This window comes from Candidatus Omnitrophota bacterium, from assembly GCA_041649175.1.
Lineage (GTDB): Bacteria > Omnitrophota > Gorgyraeia > Zapsychrales > JBAZNR01 > JBAZNR01.
Genome location: JBAZNR010000001.1, coordinates 121400 through 141430, shown reverse-complemented (window position 1 = coordinate 141430; position 20031 = coordinate 121400). Strand labels below are relative to the sequence as shown.

18 protein-coding genes are annotated in these 20031 nt (G+C 43.2%); all 18 read left to right on the top strand.

Going from position 1 to position 20031, the window contains the following annotated elements:
• The first annotated feature begins 44 nt into the window (after positions 1–44).
• The 18 genes from dnaK (at position 45) to WC676_00590 (ending at position 20031) form a co-directional block, all read left to right on the top strand.
• Positions 45–1973 carry a molecular chaperone DnaK gene (gene dnaK / locus WC676_00675; protein MFA5059128.1) on the top strand — a complete coding sequence of 643 codons (1929 nt, stop codon included), beginning with the start codon at positions 45–47 and terminating at the stop codon, positions 1971–1973.
• Positions 1974–1976: 3 nt separating this feature from the next.
• Positions 1977–3122 (top strand): molecular chaperone DnaJ, encoded by a 1146-nt coding sequence (dnaJ, locus tag WC676_00670; GenBank protein MFA5059127.1) that lies wholly within the window; start codon positions 1977–1979, stop codon positions 3120–3122.
• A gap of 14 nt (positions 3123–3136) precedes the next feature.
• Positions 3137–3406, top strand: a complete 270-nt coding sequence (locus tag WC676_00665) for a zinc ribbon domain-containing protein (GenBank protein ID MFA5059126.1) — start codon at positions 3137–3139, stop codon at positions 3404–3406.
• A gap of 60 nt (positions 3407–3466) precedes the next feature.
• Complete coding sequence (locus WC676_00660; GenBank protein MFA5059125.1) at positions 3467–3859, top strand: VanZ family protein; 393 nt, start codon at positions 3467–3469, stop codon at positions 3857–3859.
• Positions 3837–5108, top strand: a complete 1272-nt coding sequence (locus WC676_00655; protein MFA5059124.1) for a DUF1015 domain-containing protein — start codon at positions 3837–3839, stop codon at positions 5106–5108. Before WC676_00660 ends, WC676_00655 begins: the two co-directional genes overlap by 23 nt.
• Before the next feature lie 31 nt (positions 5109–5139).
• Complete coding sequence (gene accD, locus WC676_00650; GenBank protein MFA5059123.1) at positions 5140–5985, top strand: acetyl-CoA carboxylase, carboxyltransferase subunit beta; 846 nt, start codon at positions 5140–5142, stop codon at positions 5983–5985.
• A 95-nt stretch (positions 5986–6080) separates the two neighbouring features.
• Positions 6081–7184 (top strand): sn-glycerol-3-phosphate ABC transporter ATP-binding protein UgpC, encoded by a 1104-nt coding sequence (gene ugpC, locus WC676_00645; GenBank protein MFA5059122.1) that lies wholly within the window; start codon positions 6081–6083, stop codon positions 7182–7184.
• Complete coding sequence (locus tag WC676_00640) at positions 7153–8457, top strand: sensor domain-containing diguanylate cyclase (GenBank protein MFA5059121.1); 1305 nt, start codon at positions 7153–7155, stop codon at positions 8455–8457. Before ugpC ends, WC676_00640 begins: the two co-directional genes overlap by 32 nt.
• On the top strand, positions 8442–9455 hold the full coding sequence (locus WC676_00635) for a GGDEF domain-containing protein (GenBank protein ID MFA5059120.1): 1014 nt from the start codon (positions 8442–8444) through the stop codon (positions 9453–9455). The genes WC676_00640 and WC676_00635 overlap by 16 nt, the downstream gene beginning before the upstream one ends.
• 124 nt (positions 9456–9579) lie before the next feature.
• Positions 9580–10512, top strand: a complete 933-nt coding sequence (locus WC676_00630; protein MFA5059119.1) for an ROK family protein — start codon at positions 9580–9582, stop codon at positions 10510–10512.
• A 13-nt stretch (positions 10513–10525) separates the two neighbouring features.
• On the top strand, positions 10526–12637 hold the full coding sequence (gene lptD, locus WC676_00625) for an LPS assembly protein LptD (protein MFA5059118.1): 2112 nt from the start codon (positions 10526–10528) through the stop codon (positions 12635–12637).
• On the top strand, positions 12594–13949 hold the full coding sequence (locus tag WC676_00620) for a UDP-glucose/GDP-mannose dehydrogenase family protein (GenBank protein ID MFA5059117.1): 1356 nt from the start codon (positions 12594–12596) through the stop codon (positions 13947–13949). Before lptD ends, WC676_00620 begins: the two co-directional genes overlap by 44 nt.
• The gene (locus WC676_00615) at positions 13946–14395 is read left to right on the top strand and encodes a dTDP-4-dehydrorhamnose 3,5-epimerase family protein (GenBank protein ID MFA5059116.1); all 450 of its coding nucleotides are present in this window, start codon (positions 13946–13948) and stop codon (positions 14393–14395) included. The genes WC676_00620 and WC676_00615 overlap by 4 nt, the downstream gene beginning before the upstream one ends.
• Before the next feature lie 3 nt (positions 14396–14398).
• A complete protein-coding gene (locus tag WC676_00610) occupies positions 14399–15133 on the top strand; it encodes a sugar phosphate nucleotidyltransferase (GenBank protein ID MFA5059115.1) in 735 nt (244 codons plus the stop codon).
• 7 nt (positions 15134–15140) lie between these two features.
• Positions 15141–16100 carry a dTDP-glucose 4,6-dehydratase gene (gene rfbB / locus WC676_00605; GenBank protein ID MFA5059114.1) on the top strand — a complete coding sequence of 320 codons (960 nt, stop codon included), beginning with the start codon at positions 15141–15143 and terminating at the stop codon, positions 16098–16100.
• Between the two features lie 15 nt (positions 16101–16115).
• Positions 16116–17417 (top strand): nucleotide sugar dehydrogenase, encoded by a 1302-nt coding sequence (locus WC676_00600; GenBank protein ID MFA5059113.1) that lies wholly within the window; start codon positions 16116–16118, stop codon positions 17415–17417.
• A gap of 17 nt (positions 17418–17434) precedes the next feature.
• Positions 17435–18391, top strand: coding sequence for a UDP-glucuronic acid decarboxylase family protein (locus WC676_00595; protein ID MFA5059112.1), 957 nt, complete (start codon positions 17435–17437; stop codon positions 18389–18391).
• Positions 18392–18411: 20 nt separating this feature from the next.
• Positions 18412–20031 carry a tetratricopeptide repeat protein gene (locus WC676_00590; GenBank protein ID MFA5059111.1) on the top strand — a complete coding sequence of 540 codons (1620 nt, stop codon included), beginning with the start codon at positions 18412–18414 and terminating at the stop codon, positions 20029–20031.

Genomic DNA, 20031 nt, shown 5'->3' with positions numbered 1-20031 from the left:
AATAAAGAATTCTTAAAAATAAATAAAAGGATAGGGTGATTAATATGTCTAGAGTGATTGGAATTGATTTAGGAACATCAAATTCGGCGGCAGCCGTTATGGAAGGCGGACGTCCCGTTATTATTCCGTCGGCGGAAGGAGCCGGTGTGGCTTCCGGTAAAGCATTTCCTTCTTTCGTCGCGTTCACCAAAGACGGACAGCGTTTAGTCGGGGAACCGGCACGGCGCCAGGCTCCTATTAATTCGGAAGGAACTATTTATGCGGCTAAACGCAAAATGGGCACTGATCATAAATTCAAAGTATTTGGAGCCGATTATAGCCCGCAGCAAGTCAGCGCGTTTATCTTGCAAAAGATCAAAGCCGACGCGGAAAAATACTTAGGCGACAAGGTAGAAGAAGCGGTCATTACTGTTCCTGCATATTTTAATGATAATCAGCGTCAAGCCACCAAGGACGCGGCAGAAATTGCCGGTTTAAAGGCGCTTCGCATTATCAATGAGCCGACATCGGCTTGCCTGGCTTATGGTTTGGATAAAGCCGGAAAAGAACAAAAGATCATGGTTTTCGATTTGGGCGGCGGAACCTTGGACGTTACAATCTTAGAGATGGGATGGGATGATTCACATAAAGCCGCAACCTTCGAAGTTTTATCGACCAGCGGCGACACACAGCTGGGCGGAACAGATATGGATAATGTTTTGATCGATCATATTATCAATCAATTCAAGAAAGAAAGCGGCATTGATCTAAAAAACGATAAAATGGCTTTTCAACGGCTTCGTGAAGCGGCCGAAAAAGCCAAAGTGGAGCTTTCTAGCACTGTTTCCACGGATATCAATTTACCGTTCATTACCGCGGATACGTCGGGGCCGAAGCATTTAACAATGGCCATTGACCGCGCGAAATTAGAAGATCTTATCGGGCCGATCGTGGATAGATGCCGCGGGCCGGTCGCTCAAGCTATAAAGGATGCTTCCGCAAAATTTGGGCAAGATGTGAAAATTGATAAGGTTATCTTGGTCGGCGGTCCGACGCGAATGCCGATCGTTCAAAAGTTTGTTGAAAAAGAAGTTGGGCAAAAGATCGAGCGAGGCATTGATCCCATGGAATGCGTGGCGTTAGGCGCGGCAGTTCAAGCTTCTATTATTAAAGGGGAAGCTAAAGAAGTTTTGCTTTTAGATGTTACCCCGCTCTCGTTAGGGATAGAAACAATGGGTGGGATCTTTACAAAGCTCATTGAACGAAATACAACCATTCCAACTAAAAAAGCTCAAGTGTTCTCGACGGCCGAAGACAATCAGCCAGCGGTCACCATTCGTGTTTTGCAGGGCGAACGCCAAATGGCCAATGACAATACCGAGCTGGGGCGTTTTGATCTTGTTGGTCTTCCTCCGGCACCGCGCGGAGTTCCTCAAATTGAAGTTGCGTTTAACATTGACCAAGACGGAATTGTGCATGTTTCTGCCAAGGACAAAGGAACTGGCAAAGAACAATCGATAAAGATCACCGCTCCTAAAAAACTTTCTGAAGAAGAAATCCAGAAAATGGTCAAAGAAGCGGAGAAATTCGCCGAAGAAGACAAGCGGAAGAAAGAAGAAGTTGAGTTAGGCAACCAGGCGAATACCCTTGTTTACGCGACGGAGAAATCGTTAAAAGATTACGGCGATAAAGTTTCACAGACCGACCGCGCCAATATTGAACAAGAATTAAACAGCCTAAAAGACGCTATAAAAAATAAAGAGCAGGCGAAGATAAAATCCGGCATGGAATCTTTGCAAAAAGCCGCGCATAAATTAGCCGAAGAAGTTTATAAGGCAACAACTGCCCAGCAACAAGGTGGCGCTCATTCCGGCGGTGGGGCTGGCGCTCAATCAGCGGACAGCCATTCTGCAGGAGCTCAATCGGAAAGCCCAAAGGGTAAAAAAGAAGATATCATCGACGCTGATTTTAAAGCGGAAGATGACAAGAAGTAATTAATGAAAAAAGATTACTACGAAATTCTAGGGGCAAAAAAATCAGCGACTCTTGATGAGATCAAGAAAGCGTACAGATCATTGGCGCTTTCGCATCATCCCGACCGCGTTCCGGAGGAAAAGAAAAAAGAGGCCGAGGAAAAATTCAAAGAAATTTCTGAGGCCTATGCTGTTTTGTCCGATCCGCAAAAACGCGCCATGTATGATCAGCACGGACATCAGGGAATTGACCAACAATATACATCGGAAGATATTTTTAAGAATGCTGATTTTAGCAGCATCTTTGAAGGGCTTTCGGATTTTGGCTTAGGCGGCGGGATCTTTGATCGGATATTTGGTGATTCTGGCTTTGATGCCGGCAGCGGACGCCGTGGGCGTCGTTCTCGCCGGGGCAGAGACATTCAATACGAAGTTGATTTAACACTCGAAGAGGCTTTTACCGGAATAAAAAAGACGATCAAGGTTCCTCGCCACGAAAATTGCACTCATTGTGAAGGCAGCGGCGCTAAGCCGGGAAGTAAACCCAAAATCTGTCCGGCCTGTAAAGGCCAGGGGCAGGTTGTGGTATCTAACGGTTTTTTCCGAATGGCGCAAACCTGTTCGCAATGCGGCGGTGAAGGAAAAATTATTTCCGAGATTTGTTTAAAATGCCAGGGACAGGGCATGGTCAAGGTTGTCCGCAACATTGAAGTTAAATTCCCCGCCGGAGTTGACAATGATTCTCAGCTTCGCGTGCGCGGCGAAGGCGAAGCGGGTACTAGTGGCCGGGGCGATCTGTATATTTATATTCATGTTAAGCCGCACGAACAATTTCAGCGTGACCATAATGATCTTTATATGGAATTGCCGGTGAGTTTTGTAAAAGCGGCTTTGGGAGCCGAAGTTTTAGTTCCAACGTTAAACGGCAATGTGGAAATGAAAATTCCTTCCGGTACTCAAAGCGGAAAAGTTTTTCGCTTAAGAGGAAAAGGCATGCCTGATTTGCGCAGTGGCAGTGAAGGTGACCAATATGTTAAGCTTATGCTCCAGGTTCCGACAAGCCTAACCAGCGAACAGAAACGGCTTTTGGAAGAATACGCGCGTGTCAGCGGGGAAGATTTAGGCCGCGATGAATCTTTCGCGGAGAAATTAAAGAAAGCGTTTAAATAAATACGGGAGAGTGTATGCCAACTTATCAATATGAATGTTCGGCGTGTGGACATGCCTTAGAAGCTTTTCAGACCATGACCGAAAAACGCCTTACCAAATGTCCGAAATGCGGGAAAAATAAGCTGGAACGCCTGATCGGAGCCGGAACCGGAATTATCTTTAAGGGAAGCGGGTTTTACGAGACAGATTATAAGCAAAAAGGCTCTCCTAGAGATGATGGTAAACCAGCGGCAGCTCCAAAGCCAGCGGGCGGTTCCTGCGGAGCCGGTTGCGGCTGTCATTAAAAAACGTCAGTTTTTTAGAAAAGCAAGGATAAAACCTCCAGAAAGCCGTATTTTGTTTAAATGAGATTTATTAAATTTTGGTTTCCTGTCCTTTGCTATTCTGGTATCATCTTCTTTGTTTCGAGCCTGCCGAACTTGCAAGCTCCCTTACCGGAGACATTCTCCGATAAATTTTGGCACGTCTTGGAATATGCGATTTTGGGATTTCTATTAGTCCGGGCACTTGACCATGCAGGAATAAAGTTCTCTCAAAGTCAAATTTTTACCATTGCGGTTGTTCTGACATTTTCGTACGGATTAAGCGATGAGTGGCACCAGATGTTTGTTGAAGGGCGGACAGCATCTATTTGGGATGCCTTAGCTGACGGCTTAGGCGGTATCATAGGTTCGTGGGCGTATTATTCAAGGAAGCCAAAGATTGGAATAAAAAATGACGCAAATCAAAGGGTTTAAAGCCGTTTACTATGACAAGGAAAAAGCGGGAGATCTATCTGCCGTTGTCTGTCCGCCGTACGACGTTATTTCTGCTAAAGAGCAGACGGAATTTTATAATGCTAGTCCGCATAACTTTATTCGTATCGATCTGGGTCAAGAAAAATCCGGCGATGACCGCTATGACAATAAATATACTCGGGCCAGAAAGACTTTTGACGAATGGCTCGCTAAAGGAATTTTAAAAGAAGACACAAAGCCGTGTATTTATTTTTATAAACAAGAATATATGGTTTACGGCCAGAAGCACAGCCGTATGGGTTTTATCGCGCTTTTGCGCCTCCCGGATGAAAAAGATTCCAAGATCTATCCTCATGAAAATACGCATTTGGCGGCCAAAGAAGACCGCCTAAGGCTCGTCCGTAATGTGAAGGCTTCGTTAAGCTCCATCTTTGTTTGTTTCTCCGATAAGGGAAAGAAAGTTGAAACGACCTTTAATCAAAAAGTTGTTTTAACCGTTCCGCTTATCGACATTGTGGATAATGATAAAGTCCGGCATATTCTCTGGCGATTAGACGACCAAATGCTGATCAATGAGATCAGAGATTCTCTTTCGGAACAGCAACTTTTTATTGCCGATGGCCACCATCGTTTTGAAGTCGCGATGGAATACCGTCGTCAAGTCTTAGCCAAGAAATCCCGCCCCACAGGTTTAGAGCCTTGCAATTTTATCATGACCTATTTTACCAATATTGATTCGCGCGATCTATTGATCTTGCCTATCCATCGCATCGTAAAAAAGATCAAAGGCAAATTGGATTTTCTGGAAGATTATTTCCGGATCGATAAAATTTCCTCCAAAGAGGACTTGCAGATCCTTTTAGCCAAGGCAGGGCAAAACGAACACGCCTTTGGATTTTATAGCAAAAACGGTATAAAGCTTTTACGCCTCAAAAATAAACTCCTCATCAACCAACATATGAAGGAAGGCTCGCAGGATTACAAAGAGCTGGATGCGGCTATCCTGAAATGTTTTGTCTTCGATCGTGCCAACATCAGCTCCGATGATATTATCTATTCGAAAGATATCGGCGAATCTTTTAATGCCGTGGATAATAAGCAAGCGGATGCGTGCTTCATTCTAAACCCTGTGCGCATTTGGCAATTAAAGGCCATCGCTTTAAACGGCGAAAAAATGCCGCCCAAAACAACTTACTTTTATCCAAAAGTATTATCCGGATTGACGACATACAGAATGGATTCAAAGTAAAGTTTTTTAACCAGATCCTAAAAAGCATCCTATGGTCTTATTCGGAAAACCGAAATACACATTAGTTAAAATCAAAAAGAAAGAAATTCCCGACGGACTATGGACCAAATGTCCGGATTGCGGGAACCCTGTCTATAATAAATCCCTCAAAGACAATCTAAGCGTTTGCCCTAAGTGCGAATACCATTTTACTCTCACAGCGCCGGAACGCATTGAGCTTATTATCGATCCGGGCACTTTTGAGGAGATGGACGCTAATCTTTTATCGACGGATCCGCTGAATTTTAAAGGCCCTAAAACTTATAAAGAAAAATTAGACGCGGATAAAAAAGCGACAGGGTTAAGCGATGCGGTGATCACCGGTGTAGGCCAGGTCAATTCTAAAAAAATTGCCATTGCCGTTACCGATTCGAGATTTATCATGGGCTCTATGGGCTCGGTAGTCGGCGAGAGAATTACCCGGGTTATTGAATATGGAACGAAGAATAAATTACCGGTTGTTATTATTTCCGGATCAGGCGGTGGGGCGCGAATGTACGAAGGTGTTTTTTCGCTGATGCAGATGGCGAAAACATGCGCGGCACTTTCCCGTCATCATGATGCGGGACTTTTGTATATTTCTGTTTTAACGAATCCAACGATGGCCGGGATCATGGCCTCGTTTGCCGGCGTGGGCGATATTATCATTGCGGAACCCAAGGCCTTGATCGGTTTTACCGGTCCGCGAGTCATTGAACAAACCATTCGTCAAAAGCTGCCCGAAGGCTTTCAAAAATCAGAGTTTCTTCTTAAACATGGCTTGATCGACATGATCGTAGCCCGTAAAGAATTAAAAAATACCCTCGACAAGATTATCGACTATACCCGTCCCTCATAAATTGTTCGCCTTTGAGAATTTATTTTTACGCTAAGAGTCAGTTTTGTTATAATAAGCCGTCGTTTTAGAATTCTCGCGAAAAGAAAAATAAACTCATGGCCCAAGTTAGCTTAAAAAATGTCAGCAAGATCTACAAAGGCGGTGTTAAGGCCGTCGACAACGTCAACTTAAGCGTTGAAAATAAAGAGTTTTTAGTCCTCGTTGGCCCGTCGGGTTGCGGTAAATCGACGACGCTTCGCATGATCGCCGGATTAGAAGAAGCGACTCAAGGGACGATCTCTATTGGAGATCGCGTTGTCAATGATACTCCTGCCAAAGATAGAAATATCGCCATGGTTTTTCAGAATTATGCTTTATATCCCCATATGACCGTTTTTGAGAATATGGCCTTTGGATTAAAGTTGCGCGGTTATCCAAAAGCTGAAATTGTCCGCCGCGTTCAAGAAGCGGCGGAGATCTTAGGGATCAAGAAATTCTTAGGCCGCCGTCCGCGGGAATTGTCCGGAGGCGAACGACAGCGCGTGGCGGTTGGACGCGCCATTATCCGTAAGCCAATGGTGTTTTTATTCGATGAACCATTGAGTAATTTAGACGCTAAAATGCGCGTACAAATGCGCACCGAAATCCACAAACTTCGCTTACGCCTTCAGACGACGTTCATTTACGTTACTCATGATCAAACCGAAGCCATGACCATGGGGGACCGTATTGTGGTCATGAAAGACGGCAAGATCCAGCAATGTGATGACCCTATCGCGGTTTATGATAATCCGGCCAATAAGTTTGTTGCCGGGTTTATCGGGTCGCCGCCGATCAATTTTCTAAACGGCCGAATCATCAAAAAAGAGCGAAAATACTACTTTGACGAAGGTAAATTTCAGGTTAAGCTTATAGAGGAGATGTTTGACGCTATCGCTCCTTTTGAAGGTAAAGAGGTTACTTTTGGCATTCGGCCCGAGGATATTTATGATAAGTTGTTTGCCTCTGAGGCCTCCCCGGAAAATACAGCCCGGGCAACTTGTGAAGTCGTAGAGCCGATGGGATCGGAAGTTTATCTTTATTTGAATACCGGCCGGCATACCTTTATTGCCCGCGTCGGCGCTCACGACAGGCCTGAAGTTAACCGTGATATGGATCTTGTGTTTGACATGAGCAAGGTGCACTTTTTTGACAAGGAAACCGAAAAAACAATTATCTAACTCCGCGCTTTTGCCTCTCTTTTTCTTCTTTTTTATTTTCTTCCAGATCTTTTTCTTTAGTTTTTCTCTTCGTGCCCACACCGGGTTTTTATTTTTTGTTGCCATTGCGCAGATCATTCTGATCGCGTTTCTTTTTGCCGTTCGTTTGCGTATTCAAAAGAAGCGGGCGGAAGCTGAGGTCAAGCGCCAAGATTATTTGGAAAAGAATAATCTGCTGGAGGCCGAAATTGAAACCGAAACATCCGTTTTAAAAGCCTTCCAAGAAAAGATCATCAACTATTCTAAGCTTAAGGACTTGACGGAGAAATTAAGCCGCTGTCTTTCCCTGGAAGACACTTCCGAAACGCTTTCTGCCGAAACAGACCGCTTGTTTGGCGATGGCGATATCACTACGATCCTTTATCTTTTTCATTCCCGCACCGGTGAGCTAGGGTTAACATCTTCTCAAAAAGGGCAAATGCGGATCAATATCAAATCTAAGAAAGGCGATCTCTTTGACGGCTGGGTGGTCAAGACCTTGCAGCCGCTTTTGGTCGAAGCCGCAAAAAACGATTTTCGTTTTGATATGGACAAGGCAGTCTCTGAAGAAGCTCGCGCCATCGGTTCTTTGATCAGCACGCCTTTGATGATCGGCAATAAGGCCTTAGGGATCCTCCGCGTTGATACGCCCCAAGAAAATTGTTTTAAGTCGGATGATCTGCGGTTTCTATCGACGATCGGTGATTTAGGGGCGGTGGCTATTGAAAATGCGCAACTTTATGAGCGCGTTGAAGAACTGGCTATCAAAGATGGATTAACGGGATTATATCTTCGCCGTTATCTTTTAGCGCGTATGACCGAAGAGATCAGCCGGGAATTCCGCAGTAAAAGAGAGCTGTCATTTTTGATGGTTGACTTAGACAAGTTCAAAGATTACAACGATCACTATGGGCATATGGCCGGAGATATTTTGCTAAGGACCGTGGCGATGATCTTACAGGAAACGTTCAAAAATCCCGGAGATTTGGTATCGCGTTTTGGCGGGGAAGAGTTTGCCGTCCTTTTGCCGGATTGTTCGAAGGAAAAAGCCATTGAACTGGCAGACGAAGTGCGCAAACGAATTCAGAAACAAGAGATCATTCTGCGCAAGCAAAAAACGCGTATTACTGTTTCGATCGGGGTGGCGACATTTCCATCGGATGCTCGTTTACGCGAAGAATTGATCGCAGTTGCGGATAATGCCATGTACCGGGCAAAAGCCAAGGGAAGAAATCGCGTATGTTTTATGGAATGACATTTTGTTTGGCGCTATTTGTCGGAGCCGTTATCTACGGGCTTAAGAAAGTTTCTTACAGCCTAGAGTTCGCGGCTGATGAGGCCACGTCTCAGGTGATAAACCGGCATGAAGATCTGCTAGAAAAGCGAAACCAAATACTCCAAGAACGCAGCCAGCTTGAGCATTCGGCCAGAGAGATCTTCATCTTGTATGAAATGACCAGAGAGATCACCAAAAAGCTCAATGAAGAAGAAGCCTTTGAGATCTTTAAAGAAAAATTAAAAGAAAATATCGTCTTCGAAGATTGTCAGTTTATTGACGCGCTGTCCAGTGAACATGAGATCCATATTTTATCCGAAAGGCATTTTGTTTTTCCTCTCCAGGAGAAAAATCGTAAACTCGGGTATCTTGTGGTTAAGGGTTTATCCGCGAAAGATAAAGATAAGCTGGCTATTCTAGGCCATCAATTTGCCTTGGCATTGCGCCGCGTTAAGCTTTATCAAGAGATCGAAGAATCGGCGATCACAGATAGTTTGACAGGAGTTCATACGCGCCGGTATTTTTTGGAGCGGTTTGAAGAAGAATTGAAGCGTTCCATAACGCGAAAAATAAATCTGTCATTTCTTATGATCGATGTTGACCACTTCAAAAGTTTTAATGATAAATACGGGCATTTGGTGGGTGATCAAATTTTACGCACCATTGGCGGTATCGTGAAGGATAATATTCGAGAGATCGATATTGTAGGCCGTTACGGAGGAGAAGAGCTTACGGTTGTTTTGCCCGATACCGATCAAGACGGAGCGCAATTTGCGGCAGAACGTATCCGTTCGGCCGTAGCGGGGGAGAACATCAAAGCCTATGATGCGAATGTGAAGGTGACCGTGAGCATCGGTGTTTCCACATTCCCTTCAGATGGGAAGCTAGTCGCGGAGCTTATTGACAAAGCTGATTGGGCTTTGTACCGGGCTAAGAAAAAAGGGCGTAATTGCATTTGTACGTTCGGGCTGTATTAAAATCAAACCGCTTTAAGACATTTTCCCGTTTTTTTCACAACCCTCCAGATGACTTTTCTTATAAGAGCAAAACTCGCACAACTTCTTGAATCCCTTGGGGTTTTGATGTAGAATGAACCCGTTTATGAGCCGATTTGTTTTAGGAATTGATGTTGGCGGAACGAATATCAAATGCGGGTTGGTTGATCCTTCCGGCAAGATATCTCTTCGAACTGCTTTCCCTACAAAGAGTTTTGCGCAAAGCAAAAGCGCTTTGATCAAGGCCTTGGTGTCTTGCGCTCAAAAAACAATAACCCAAAACGACATTGGCAAGAAAGATATTCTAGGGATCGGTATTGGTTTTCCCGGGTTAGTTGATTTCCCAAAAGGGATGGTGCATTGCTTGGTGAACATTCCCGGATGGAAAAATGTTTTTGTAAAAAAGATCATTCAACAAGAAATTGGAATTCCTACATTTGTTGACAATGATGTCAATCTTATGGCCTTAGGCGAATGGAAATTTGGCGCGGGACGCGGTGTAAAAAATGTTGTATGTATTACGCTTGGAACAGGTGTTGGCGGCGGCCTTATTATCAATAATGCTCTTTATCGCGGGGAAGGATTTTCGGCCGGAGAAATTGGGCATACCCCGATCAATGAAAATGGCCCGCGTTGTAATTGCGGCGGAACGGGGTGTCTAGAGCGTTATGTTGGCAACAAATATCTATTAGAAAAATCGAAAAAAATATTTCGTGGCAAAACAATTTCCTTTCCGGAAATAACACGGCTTGCGGCGAAAGGCAACAGAAAGGCCATTGCATTTTGGGAAGAAGTCGGCTTTCATTTAGGGATCGGGTTAACCGGTGTGGTCAACATCCTAAATCCGGATCGCATTGTGATAGGCGGAGGCGTTTCGAATAATCACCGTTATCTTTTTCCTGCCATCAAAAAAACGATCCTTCAGCGCGCCATGAAAATCCCGGCGCGGATGGCAAAAATCGTAAAAGCTCAATTAGGGGAAGACGCCGGAATTATCGGCGCGCAAGTTTTAGTTAATCATGCTGTTTCGGCAAAGTAAGATTTCTAATTTTATGTCTAATCTTCTGCATCAATTTCTTGGCAAGGGTTGCTGGGTAGCCTGTTTCTTGTTTTTGGTTTCAACTCAGGCTTTTGCGCAAGAGTCCAAAACTCCGGTTGAAATTAACGGCGACCAGGTCGAGTTCATTGTGGAAAAAAATATGGTCATTGCCACCGGAAATGTTTCTATTCTTCAGAATGATACAAAACTAACCTGTGACCGGGTTGAATTTTCCCGCGATACGAATCTTGCCACCGCCCAGGGGCATGTCGTTTTAAGAACGCCACAGGGAAGTATTTCCGGAGACCAACTGGTTTATAATTTCGAAACGATGACGGGGGATTTTCACGGGGCGACAATCGCGTCTCACCCGTATTACGGCGCTGGAGAATCTGTTTCCAAGGTTGCTGAGAATCAAATCCAAATGAAAAAAGGTTATTTAACGACCTGCGATCTTGAAAAACCGCATTTCAAATTAGCATCGAAGAAGCTTGATATTTATCCCGGGAAAAAGGCTGTTGCGCGCAATGTCACTATGCGTTTTGGTAAAGTACCGGTTATGTATATTCCTAAATATTCTCAGATCCTTAATGATAAGCCTCGTGTTACTTATACGCCCGGTTTCGACAGGGAATGGGGCGCGTTTTTACTTCAATCATGGCGATATTATTTTAGCGAGGATTTTAAAGGTATCATTCATTTAGATTATCGCGAACGAAAAGATTTTGCTTCCGGTGTTGATTTAAACTATAACACGAAAAATATGGGCGGCGGTTCTATCCGAACCTATTATATGAACGAACGCAATATTACGTCAAAATATGCTTGGCAAGAGAGGCCAAGCCCGACGATCGAACGGGAACGGTTTAGAGCTCAGTGGCGTCATAAATGGAGCATTGATAACAAGACAGAGGCCATTTGGCAATTTTATAAGTTGAGTGATGCGGGCGTCGTTAAAGATTATCTTAAGCGGGAATACCAGAAGGACCAAGATCCTACCAGTTATTTCCTTTTAACTAGAAATTTATCTAATGGAACGTTCAGCTTTCGCAGTGATGTTCGGGTGAATCGTTTTACTTCGACTGTTGAGCGGCTTCCGGGGATCCGTTACGACGTTACCAGCCAAGAGATTGGTAACAGCGGATTTTATCTAAAAAGTGAAAACGGATTTGATAATTTCTCGAAGAAAGACCCGTCGCCGACTGAGGTAAGAAAAGAAACCAAACGTTTTGACACGAATAATGAGATCTCTTACCCGATGAAGATCAGCTTTTTAGAATTTAAACCTTTTGTCGGCGGCCGGGAGACTTATTATACAAAAACGATGAATGCTTCTCAGTATAGCGTTATGCGGGGAATTTTCAGGACAGGCGCGGATCTTAGTACTAGATTTTTCCGGATGTTCGATGTCCAAGGGCATTATTGGGGGATGGATATTAATCGCCTCAGACATGTTGTTACGCCAAGTGTTGCTTATGAGTATCGGCATGACCCGACGATCCCGGCGTCTTCATTAGATTATTTTGACGATATTGACGCTATTACCAATGATCACAAGATTCATTTTTCTCTGGAAAATAAACTACAAACAAAACGCAAAGGCATTGCCGTAGATTTGTTGCGGGTTCTTACCAGCACAGATTTCTTTCTTAAGGAGCATAGCGGGACCGGCGGGTTTGGTAGCATTGCTTCCGATATTGAATTTAAGCCCAACGATTGGCTGACATTTAATTCCGATGCCAATTTTGATACTACGAAAGATAAATTGATCTCGGCTAATTTTGACATTTATCTTACCGGCCACAAATGGTCTCTTGATTTTGGGAAGCGTTATGCCTTAGATGTTGATGACCAGATCACAACAGGGTTTAACTATGTGATCAACCCAAAATGGAAATTCAGTATTTATGAGCGGCATGACATTAATAGCGGTTCATTAAAAGAACAAGAGTTTAGGGTGACGCGGGATTTGCATTGTTGGGAAATGGATATTAATTTTAACGAAACGCGCGGTTCGGGTAGCGAAATTTGGTTTGTCTTTCGCTTAAAAGCTTTTCCGGATTTATCTATTGATTTTGGAAATGGTTTTAATAAAAGAAAAGCCGGATCGCAAGCAGGAGAATAAAAACGTGAATATTGCTATTGTTGGTTCAGGATATGTTGGCCTGGTGACCGGAGTTTGCTTGGCGGAGATAGGGCATAAAGTTATTTGCGTGGATAATGACCGCGAAAAGATTGCTTCGCTCAAAAAGCTTAAAATGCCGATTTTTGAGCCAGGATTAGAAGAGCTTTTAAAACGTAATGTTGAACGTAAGCGCTTAAGTTTTAATTCATCAATTGCCGAGGCCGCCAAGCGTTCCACGGTTATTTTTATTGCGGTGGGGACTCCTTCCAAGGAAAATGGCGATGCCGACTTAACCTATGTCGAAAATGTCGCTCGGGAAATCGCGCGTAGTATGGATAGTTATAAGCTTGTCGTTGAGAAATCCACTGTTCCGGCGGCCACCGGAAAGCGCATTGAGCGCACCATTCGCCTCAATATGCCTAAAAAAAATATTTACGGATTTGACGTCGCTTCCAATCCCGAATTCTTGCGCGAAGGATCCGCGGTCCATGATTTTATGAACCCTGATCGGATCGTTATCGGCGTTGAATCTCAAAGAGCAGAATCAATTTTGCGAGATATTTACAAACCCCTTAAAAGCGCTCATGTTATCGTCACGGATATCAATTCGGCGGAAATGATCAAACACGCCTCAAATTCTTTCCTGGCGACAAAGATTTCTTTTATTAACGCGGTAGGGCAAATTTGCGACCGGGTTGGAGCGGATGTTTTAAAAGTAGCTGAAGGCATGGGCTATGATAAAAGGATCGGCCGGGAATTTCTAAATGCCGGTATCGGTTTTGGTGGAAGCTGTTTTCCTAAAGATGTGGACGCCTTTATCCGTCTAAGCGAAAAAAGCGGCTATGATTTTACGATCCTAAAGGCTGTCCGCGAAGTCAATGCTGAGCAAAAGAGATCTTTTCTTAAATTGATCGAAGACAAATTATGGATCTTAAAAGGAAAGACCATCGGCGTTTTAGGGTTAGCTTTTAAGCCGGAAACAGATGATATGCGCAATGCCTCTTCGGTGGAGATCATTGAGGTTTTGCAGGCAGAAGGGGCGAAGATAAAAGCTTATGACCCTCAAGCGGTCGAAAAAGCAAAAGAAGTTTTAAAAGGCGTTTCTTTCTGCAAGGATGTTTACAAAACAGCCGATGGTTGTGATTGTCTTTTGCTTTTGACCGAATGGAGTGAATTTAAAAGAATAGATTATGGAAAATTGAAAAGGGCTGTCAAACAGCCTGTTATTTTTGACGGAAGGAATTTCTTAAATAAAGAAGCGGCTCAAAAAGCGGGATTTGAATATTTTGGCGTAGGGCGAGGGGGAGTATGATCAAAGGTGTCAGCATTAAATCGCTCAAGATCATTGCTGATCAACGCGGTCGATTAATGGAAATGCTTCGTTGCGACGATAATCTTCTAGAATCTTTCGGCCAGGTTTATTTTACCACGGCTTTTCCGGGCGTTATCAAGGCTTGGCACTATCATCGCTACCAAGACGACAACTTTGTTTGTATTCTGGGAAAAGTCAAAGTTGCCCTTTATGACCCGCGAGAAAATTCTCCTACCAAGGGTGAAGTAAATGAGTTTTACTTGAGCTTGGACGAGCCCAAGTTAGTTCACATCCCTAAAATGGTTTACCATGGATTTAAATGTGTCAGCAAGACTGAAGCCATGGTCATTAATACCGTTACTAAAGCGTATGATCATCAAAATCCCGACGAATTTAGAGCTGATGCCTTTGATGCGAATATTTCTTATGATTGGAATAAGGACTAATTTATGAAAGGTGTTATTTTAGCCGGTGGCTTGGGAACGCGGTTGGAACCGCTCACGCGAGTTACTAACAAGCATCTTTTGCCTGTTTATAATCAACCGATGATCTATTATCCCATTCGAACACTTGTTGACGCCGGGATCACAAAGATTTTGATCGTTACCGGCGGCAATAATGCGGGGGATTTCTTAAAGCTTTTAGGTAACGGAGAAGAATTCGGTATTCATGACATTCATTATGCCTATCAACAAGGTGAAGGCGGCATTGCCGATGCGCTTCGCTTGGCGGAGAACTTCATCGGCAAAGACCGGTTTGTTGTTATGCTAGGAGATAATGTTATTGATGTTTCCATTCGGCCTTACGTGAAAGAATTTTCTAAGCAAAAAACAGGTGCTCGGATCTTAGTTAAAAAGGTTCCTGATCCTAAGCGTTTTGGTGTTGTGCGCTTCAACGGCGATAAAATTACCGCCATTGTCGAAAAGCCGAAAAATCCTCCCTCGGATTATATCGTGACCGGTATTTATATGTATGACAGCTTAGTTTTTAATTTTATTCGAAAATTGAAGCCTTCTAAGCGCGGTGAATTAGAAATCACAGATGTCAATAATATGTATCTTAAGAAAAATGAGCTTCGGTTTAATATCTTAGAGGGCAATTGGACGGATTGCGGCACGTTTGCATCACTTTATCGCGCCAATCGCCTGATGGCGAAGAAATTTCCCCAAAATCCCAATCTGTGATTTACCTATGAAGATTTTTGTTACCGGCGGCGCAGGGTTTATTGGCTCTCATTTCATCAAGCTTCTTGTTAAGGCTCATCCCAATGGCAAGGTTATTAACTTTGACCTGTTGACGTATGCTGGCGGACGAGATAATCTCAAAGAAGTTTCATCGTTAAAGAATTATCGTTTTATCAAAGGAGATGTCAGAAACGCCCAGCAAGTTAAAAAGGCAATGGCCGGATGTGACAGTGTTGTCCATTTTGCCGCCGAGACGCATGTCGACCGGTCTATAAAAAATGCGAACAATTTTATCGAGACAAATATTTTGGGAACACATGTTCTTTTAGAAGCGGCCCGGAAGGAAAAGATCAAGCGTTTTGTACATGTGAGTACCGATGAGGTTTACGGCAGCAGGCGAAAAGGGTTTTTCAAAGAAGAAGATTCGCTTTCTCCCAGCAGTCCTTATTCAGCCAGCAAAGCCTCAGCCGACCTCCTCGTTAAGTCATATTTTACAACGTATGGCTTGCCGGTTATTATTACGCGCAGTTCCAATAATTTTGGGCCTAATCAATATCCGGAAAAAGTAATTCCGCTTTTTATTACCCGTTTATTAAAAGGGAAGAAAGTTCCTCTTTATGCGGATGGATCAAATATCCGTGATTGGATCTATGTGGAAGATAATTGCCGGGCGATCGACTTAGCCTTGCGCAAGGGAACAATCGGCGAAATTTACAATATTGCCGCAGAAAATTATTTAACGAATGCTTTTCTGACCAAGGCTATTTTACGGGCCATGAAAAAGCCTATATCTATGATCCAGCATGTTCAAGATCGACCGGGGCATGATTTTCGTTACGCGATCAATTGCGCCAAGATCCGTAAACTTGGATTTAGCCCAAAGATTTCTTTTGTTGAGGGTTTAGGCCGAACAATTTCGTGGTATGGTGAAAATCAATCGTGGTGGAAGAAAAGAAACAGTCGCTAAATCTGAGGAAATGATATGAGTAAAATCTTGCTCGAAAAAATTCAGCATAAAAAAGCTAATATCGCGATTGTGGGATTAGGTTATGTGGGGCTCCCTTTGGCGGTTAATTTTGCCAAAGCCGGTTTTAAAGTTTTTGGCTTAGACAGCGATCATGACCGTGTCAAAAGGCTTCAAGAAAAAAAGAGCTATATCTTAGATATTCCGTCGACGCTTGTATCAAAGTTGATCGCAAAAAATCGATTTAAACCCTCTAATGATTTTCGTCTTTTGGCATCTTCGGATGTTATCATTATTTGTGTTCCCACGCCGTTAAAGCGTAAATATACGCCGGATATTTCTTTCATTTTAAAAGCCGTGCGCACTATTCGGCAGTTTTTAAGAAAAGATATGCTGATCGTTCTGGAAAGTACAACCTATCCCGGAACGACCGAAGAGCTTATCTGTCCTGAATTAGAAAAAAGCGGGCTCAAGGCCGAGCGGGATTTCTTTTTGGCGTTTTCTCCGGAGCGCATTGATCCCGGCAATAAGAAATATCCGGTAACGCGCATTCCGAAGATCGTTGGGGGCTTAAGCAGTGTCTCCGGCGAACTGGCGCAAGCGTTATACCGCCAAATTATTAGAAATGTGCATTCAGTCTCATCGGCACGCGCGGCAGAAATGACCAAGCTTTTGGAAAATTCTTTTCGCATTGTTAATGTCGGCTGGATCAATGAGATCGCTATGATGTGCCATAAGCTTGGTATTGATATTTGGGAAGTGATTGATGCGGCGAAAACAAAGCCGTTTGGTTTTATGCCGTTTTATCCGGGTTTGGGCGTCGGAGGGCACTGTATTCCCGATGATCCGATCTATTTGTATTGGAAAGCTAAACTGCATGGATTTTCATCTAAATTCATAAAACTTGCCGCTGACATTAATTCCCATATGCCGCTTTTTGCTTTGCATCGAATTGAGGATATCCTTCGAAAGCAGGGGAAAGCTTTAAATAAATCTAAGGTTTTGGTTGTGGGCGCTACTTATAAAAAGAACGTAAAAGACTTGCGGAAATCTCCGCCGCTGACCCTCATTGAACTTCTGCAGAAGGCAAAGTGCAACGTGAAATATTTTGACCCCATTGTTCCGTATTTAAAAATTGGGACGATCGACCTGAGATCGGTCATTTTGAACAAAGATACCTTATCTCAATTTGATTGTGTTGTTATTGCCGTTGATCATGATGGCGTTGATTACTCTTTGATCTTAAAGTGTTCCAAGAATATCTTTGATATCCGAAATATTTATCAAAAAGAAAAAAGTTCTAAAATCATTAAATTTTAATCAAAAGGCGAAAATAAATGTCAAAACAGAAAAAAACGATATTGATCACCGGCGGGGCGGGATTTTTAGGAAGTCATTTATGCGACCGTTTTATTTCATCCGGATTTAAGGTCTTGTGCGTTGATAATTTGATCACCGGTTCCAAGGACAATATTAAACATCTGTTGGATAACAAGAGCTTTGAATTTGTTCATCATGATGTTTCAAAGCCTCTTCATATCGAGGGAGCTGTTCATTATGTCCTGCATTTTGCGTCACCGGCAAGCCCGGTTGACTATCTCAATTTTCCTATCCCAACACTTAAGGTTGGCGCGTTAGGGACACATAATGCATTAGGGCTGGCAAAAGCGAAGAAAGCAAAGTTCCTTTTAGCGTCGACGTCAGAGGTTTATGGCGATCCGCTGGTTCATCCGCAAAAAGAGACTTACTGGGGACACGTTAATCCCATCGGCCCGCGCGGAGTTTATGATGAAGCCAAGCGGTTTGCCGAAGCCATTACCATGGCATATCGGCGCGTTCACAAAATCGATACTAAGATCGTCCGGATCTTTAATACCTATGGCCCTCGCATGCGTATGCTTGACGGACGTGTTGTCCCGAATTTTATATACCAAATGTTGCACAACAAGCCGCTAACTGTTTATGGCAATGGTAAGCAAACCAGGTCGTTTTGTTATGTCTCTGACTTGGTTGAAGGGATCACTCGGCTTTTGTTTTCTAAACTTCCCGGCCCAGTTAATATCGGTAATCCTAACGAGTTTACTATTTTAGAATTTGCCAAACTGATAGTAAAGTTTTCTAAGGCTAAAGCCAAGATCGTTTATAAACCGCTTCCTATCGATGATCCCAAGCAGCGTCGGCCGGACATTGCCCTGGCGAAAACAAAACTTGGTTGGCAACCCAAGATCGGTCTGGAAGACGGAATAAAAGAAACGGTACAGTGGTTTAAAGATCACAGCCGGCCGTTAGCTTAGAAAAGCATCCCACAGTTTAAATGCCTCAAACTACTTTAAGACAAAAGTTATTCCTTATATGTTTCGGCCTTTTCTTAGCTATTGCTTTCCTTGAAATAGCTTTAAGGATCGGCGGATTTGCTTTTCTGTTCTTTCAGGAAAGCCTTAACCGTGCTTCTGCCTGCGGCAACGGAGAATACCGGATCCTTTGTCTGGGAGAATCTACCACGGCTTTGGGCGGCGCGCACGCGTATCCTCGGCAATTAGAAGAAATCCTCAATGCCAAAAATCCTTCCGTTCGTTTTTCCGTTATCAATAAAGGTGTCCCGGCGATGAATACATACGATATCGTTTCGTATTTGGAAACCTGGATCGACGAATATCATCCAAAGATGATCGTTACGATGATGGGCATTAATGACTCTTCGGATACCTTGCGATTTAAAGCTCAAGAGAAAAATCTGCAGAGGTCTTTCTTGGATGGATTGAAGGTTTATAAGTTGGCTAGGTTGATCTGGTCTCATGCGGAGCACAAAAAAGAGGAATTGATTATGGAAACATTGGAGAGAAAAGTCAAAGATTTTGAAAAAAAGATCTCTCTGTCTCCATCATCAGAAAAATACATGGAATTAGGGCGTATGTATAAAATGGTCCAAAAGTTCGACAAGGAGAAAGAAGCTTATTTAAGAGCAATCGAGCTGGATGGCAATAATGCGCAAGCCTACTTTTATTTAGGCCTTTATTATCGTGAATGGGCGGATTACAAAAAAGGTGAAGACGCGTTTAAAAAAGTCATCGAATTGGGAAAGCTCTCGGATGAACATCAGTTCGTGGCAACGTATCAATTAGCAAACTGCTATAAAATGCAGGCGAAATATTCTCAAGCCGAAAATCTTTATAAGCGGATCTTGGCTGTTGTTCCGGATAATTTAGAGATTTACGGTAATTTGGCCGATGTTTATTTAGAACAGCAAAGATATCATGAAGCAGAACTGATGTACCAAAAACAACTGGAAACTAATCCTGAAAATGTTTGGGTTTACGGCAAGATAGCCTATTGTTATCGGAAAAACGCCAAAGAAGATCTCCTGGAGGATTTATTTAAAAAAGCCATTGATGCTAATCCCGAATCTGTACAGGTTCCGGTCTGGATTTTGGAACTAGGTTTTATTTTGCAGGAAAATAATAAACCGGAAGAAGCGCAAAAAGTTTTTCAGGATCTTTTTTTGAGGTTAACGTCCGGGCAGTTTTCCGGTTCGTCGGCCGATATCTATGCGCGGCTGGCTTCCTATTATGAGTCTCAGGGAAAGAAAGATTTGGCAAACCAATTGATCAATTTACGGCAGAAAAGGCTGGTCAAACATGATTCTCCAACGATGTCCAACTACCAACAATTAAAAGAAATTGTCCTTAAAAAAGGAATAAAGCTTATCTGCGCTCAGTATCCTTTGCGCGATATTGCGCTATTGAGAAAAGATCTATCTTCCACGGGAATTATTTTTGTTGATAATCGGGCAGTTTTTCAGGACGCTGTTAACAAAAACGGATATGACCAGTATTTCTACGATCGTTTTGCCGGTGATTTTGGCCATTGCACGGCCCAGGGAAATAAATTATTGGCTGAAAATATTTCTAAAGCCATACTAAAAAATATTAAATAA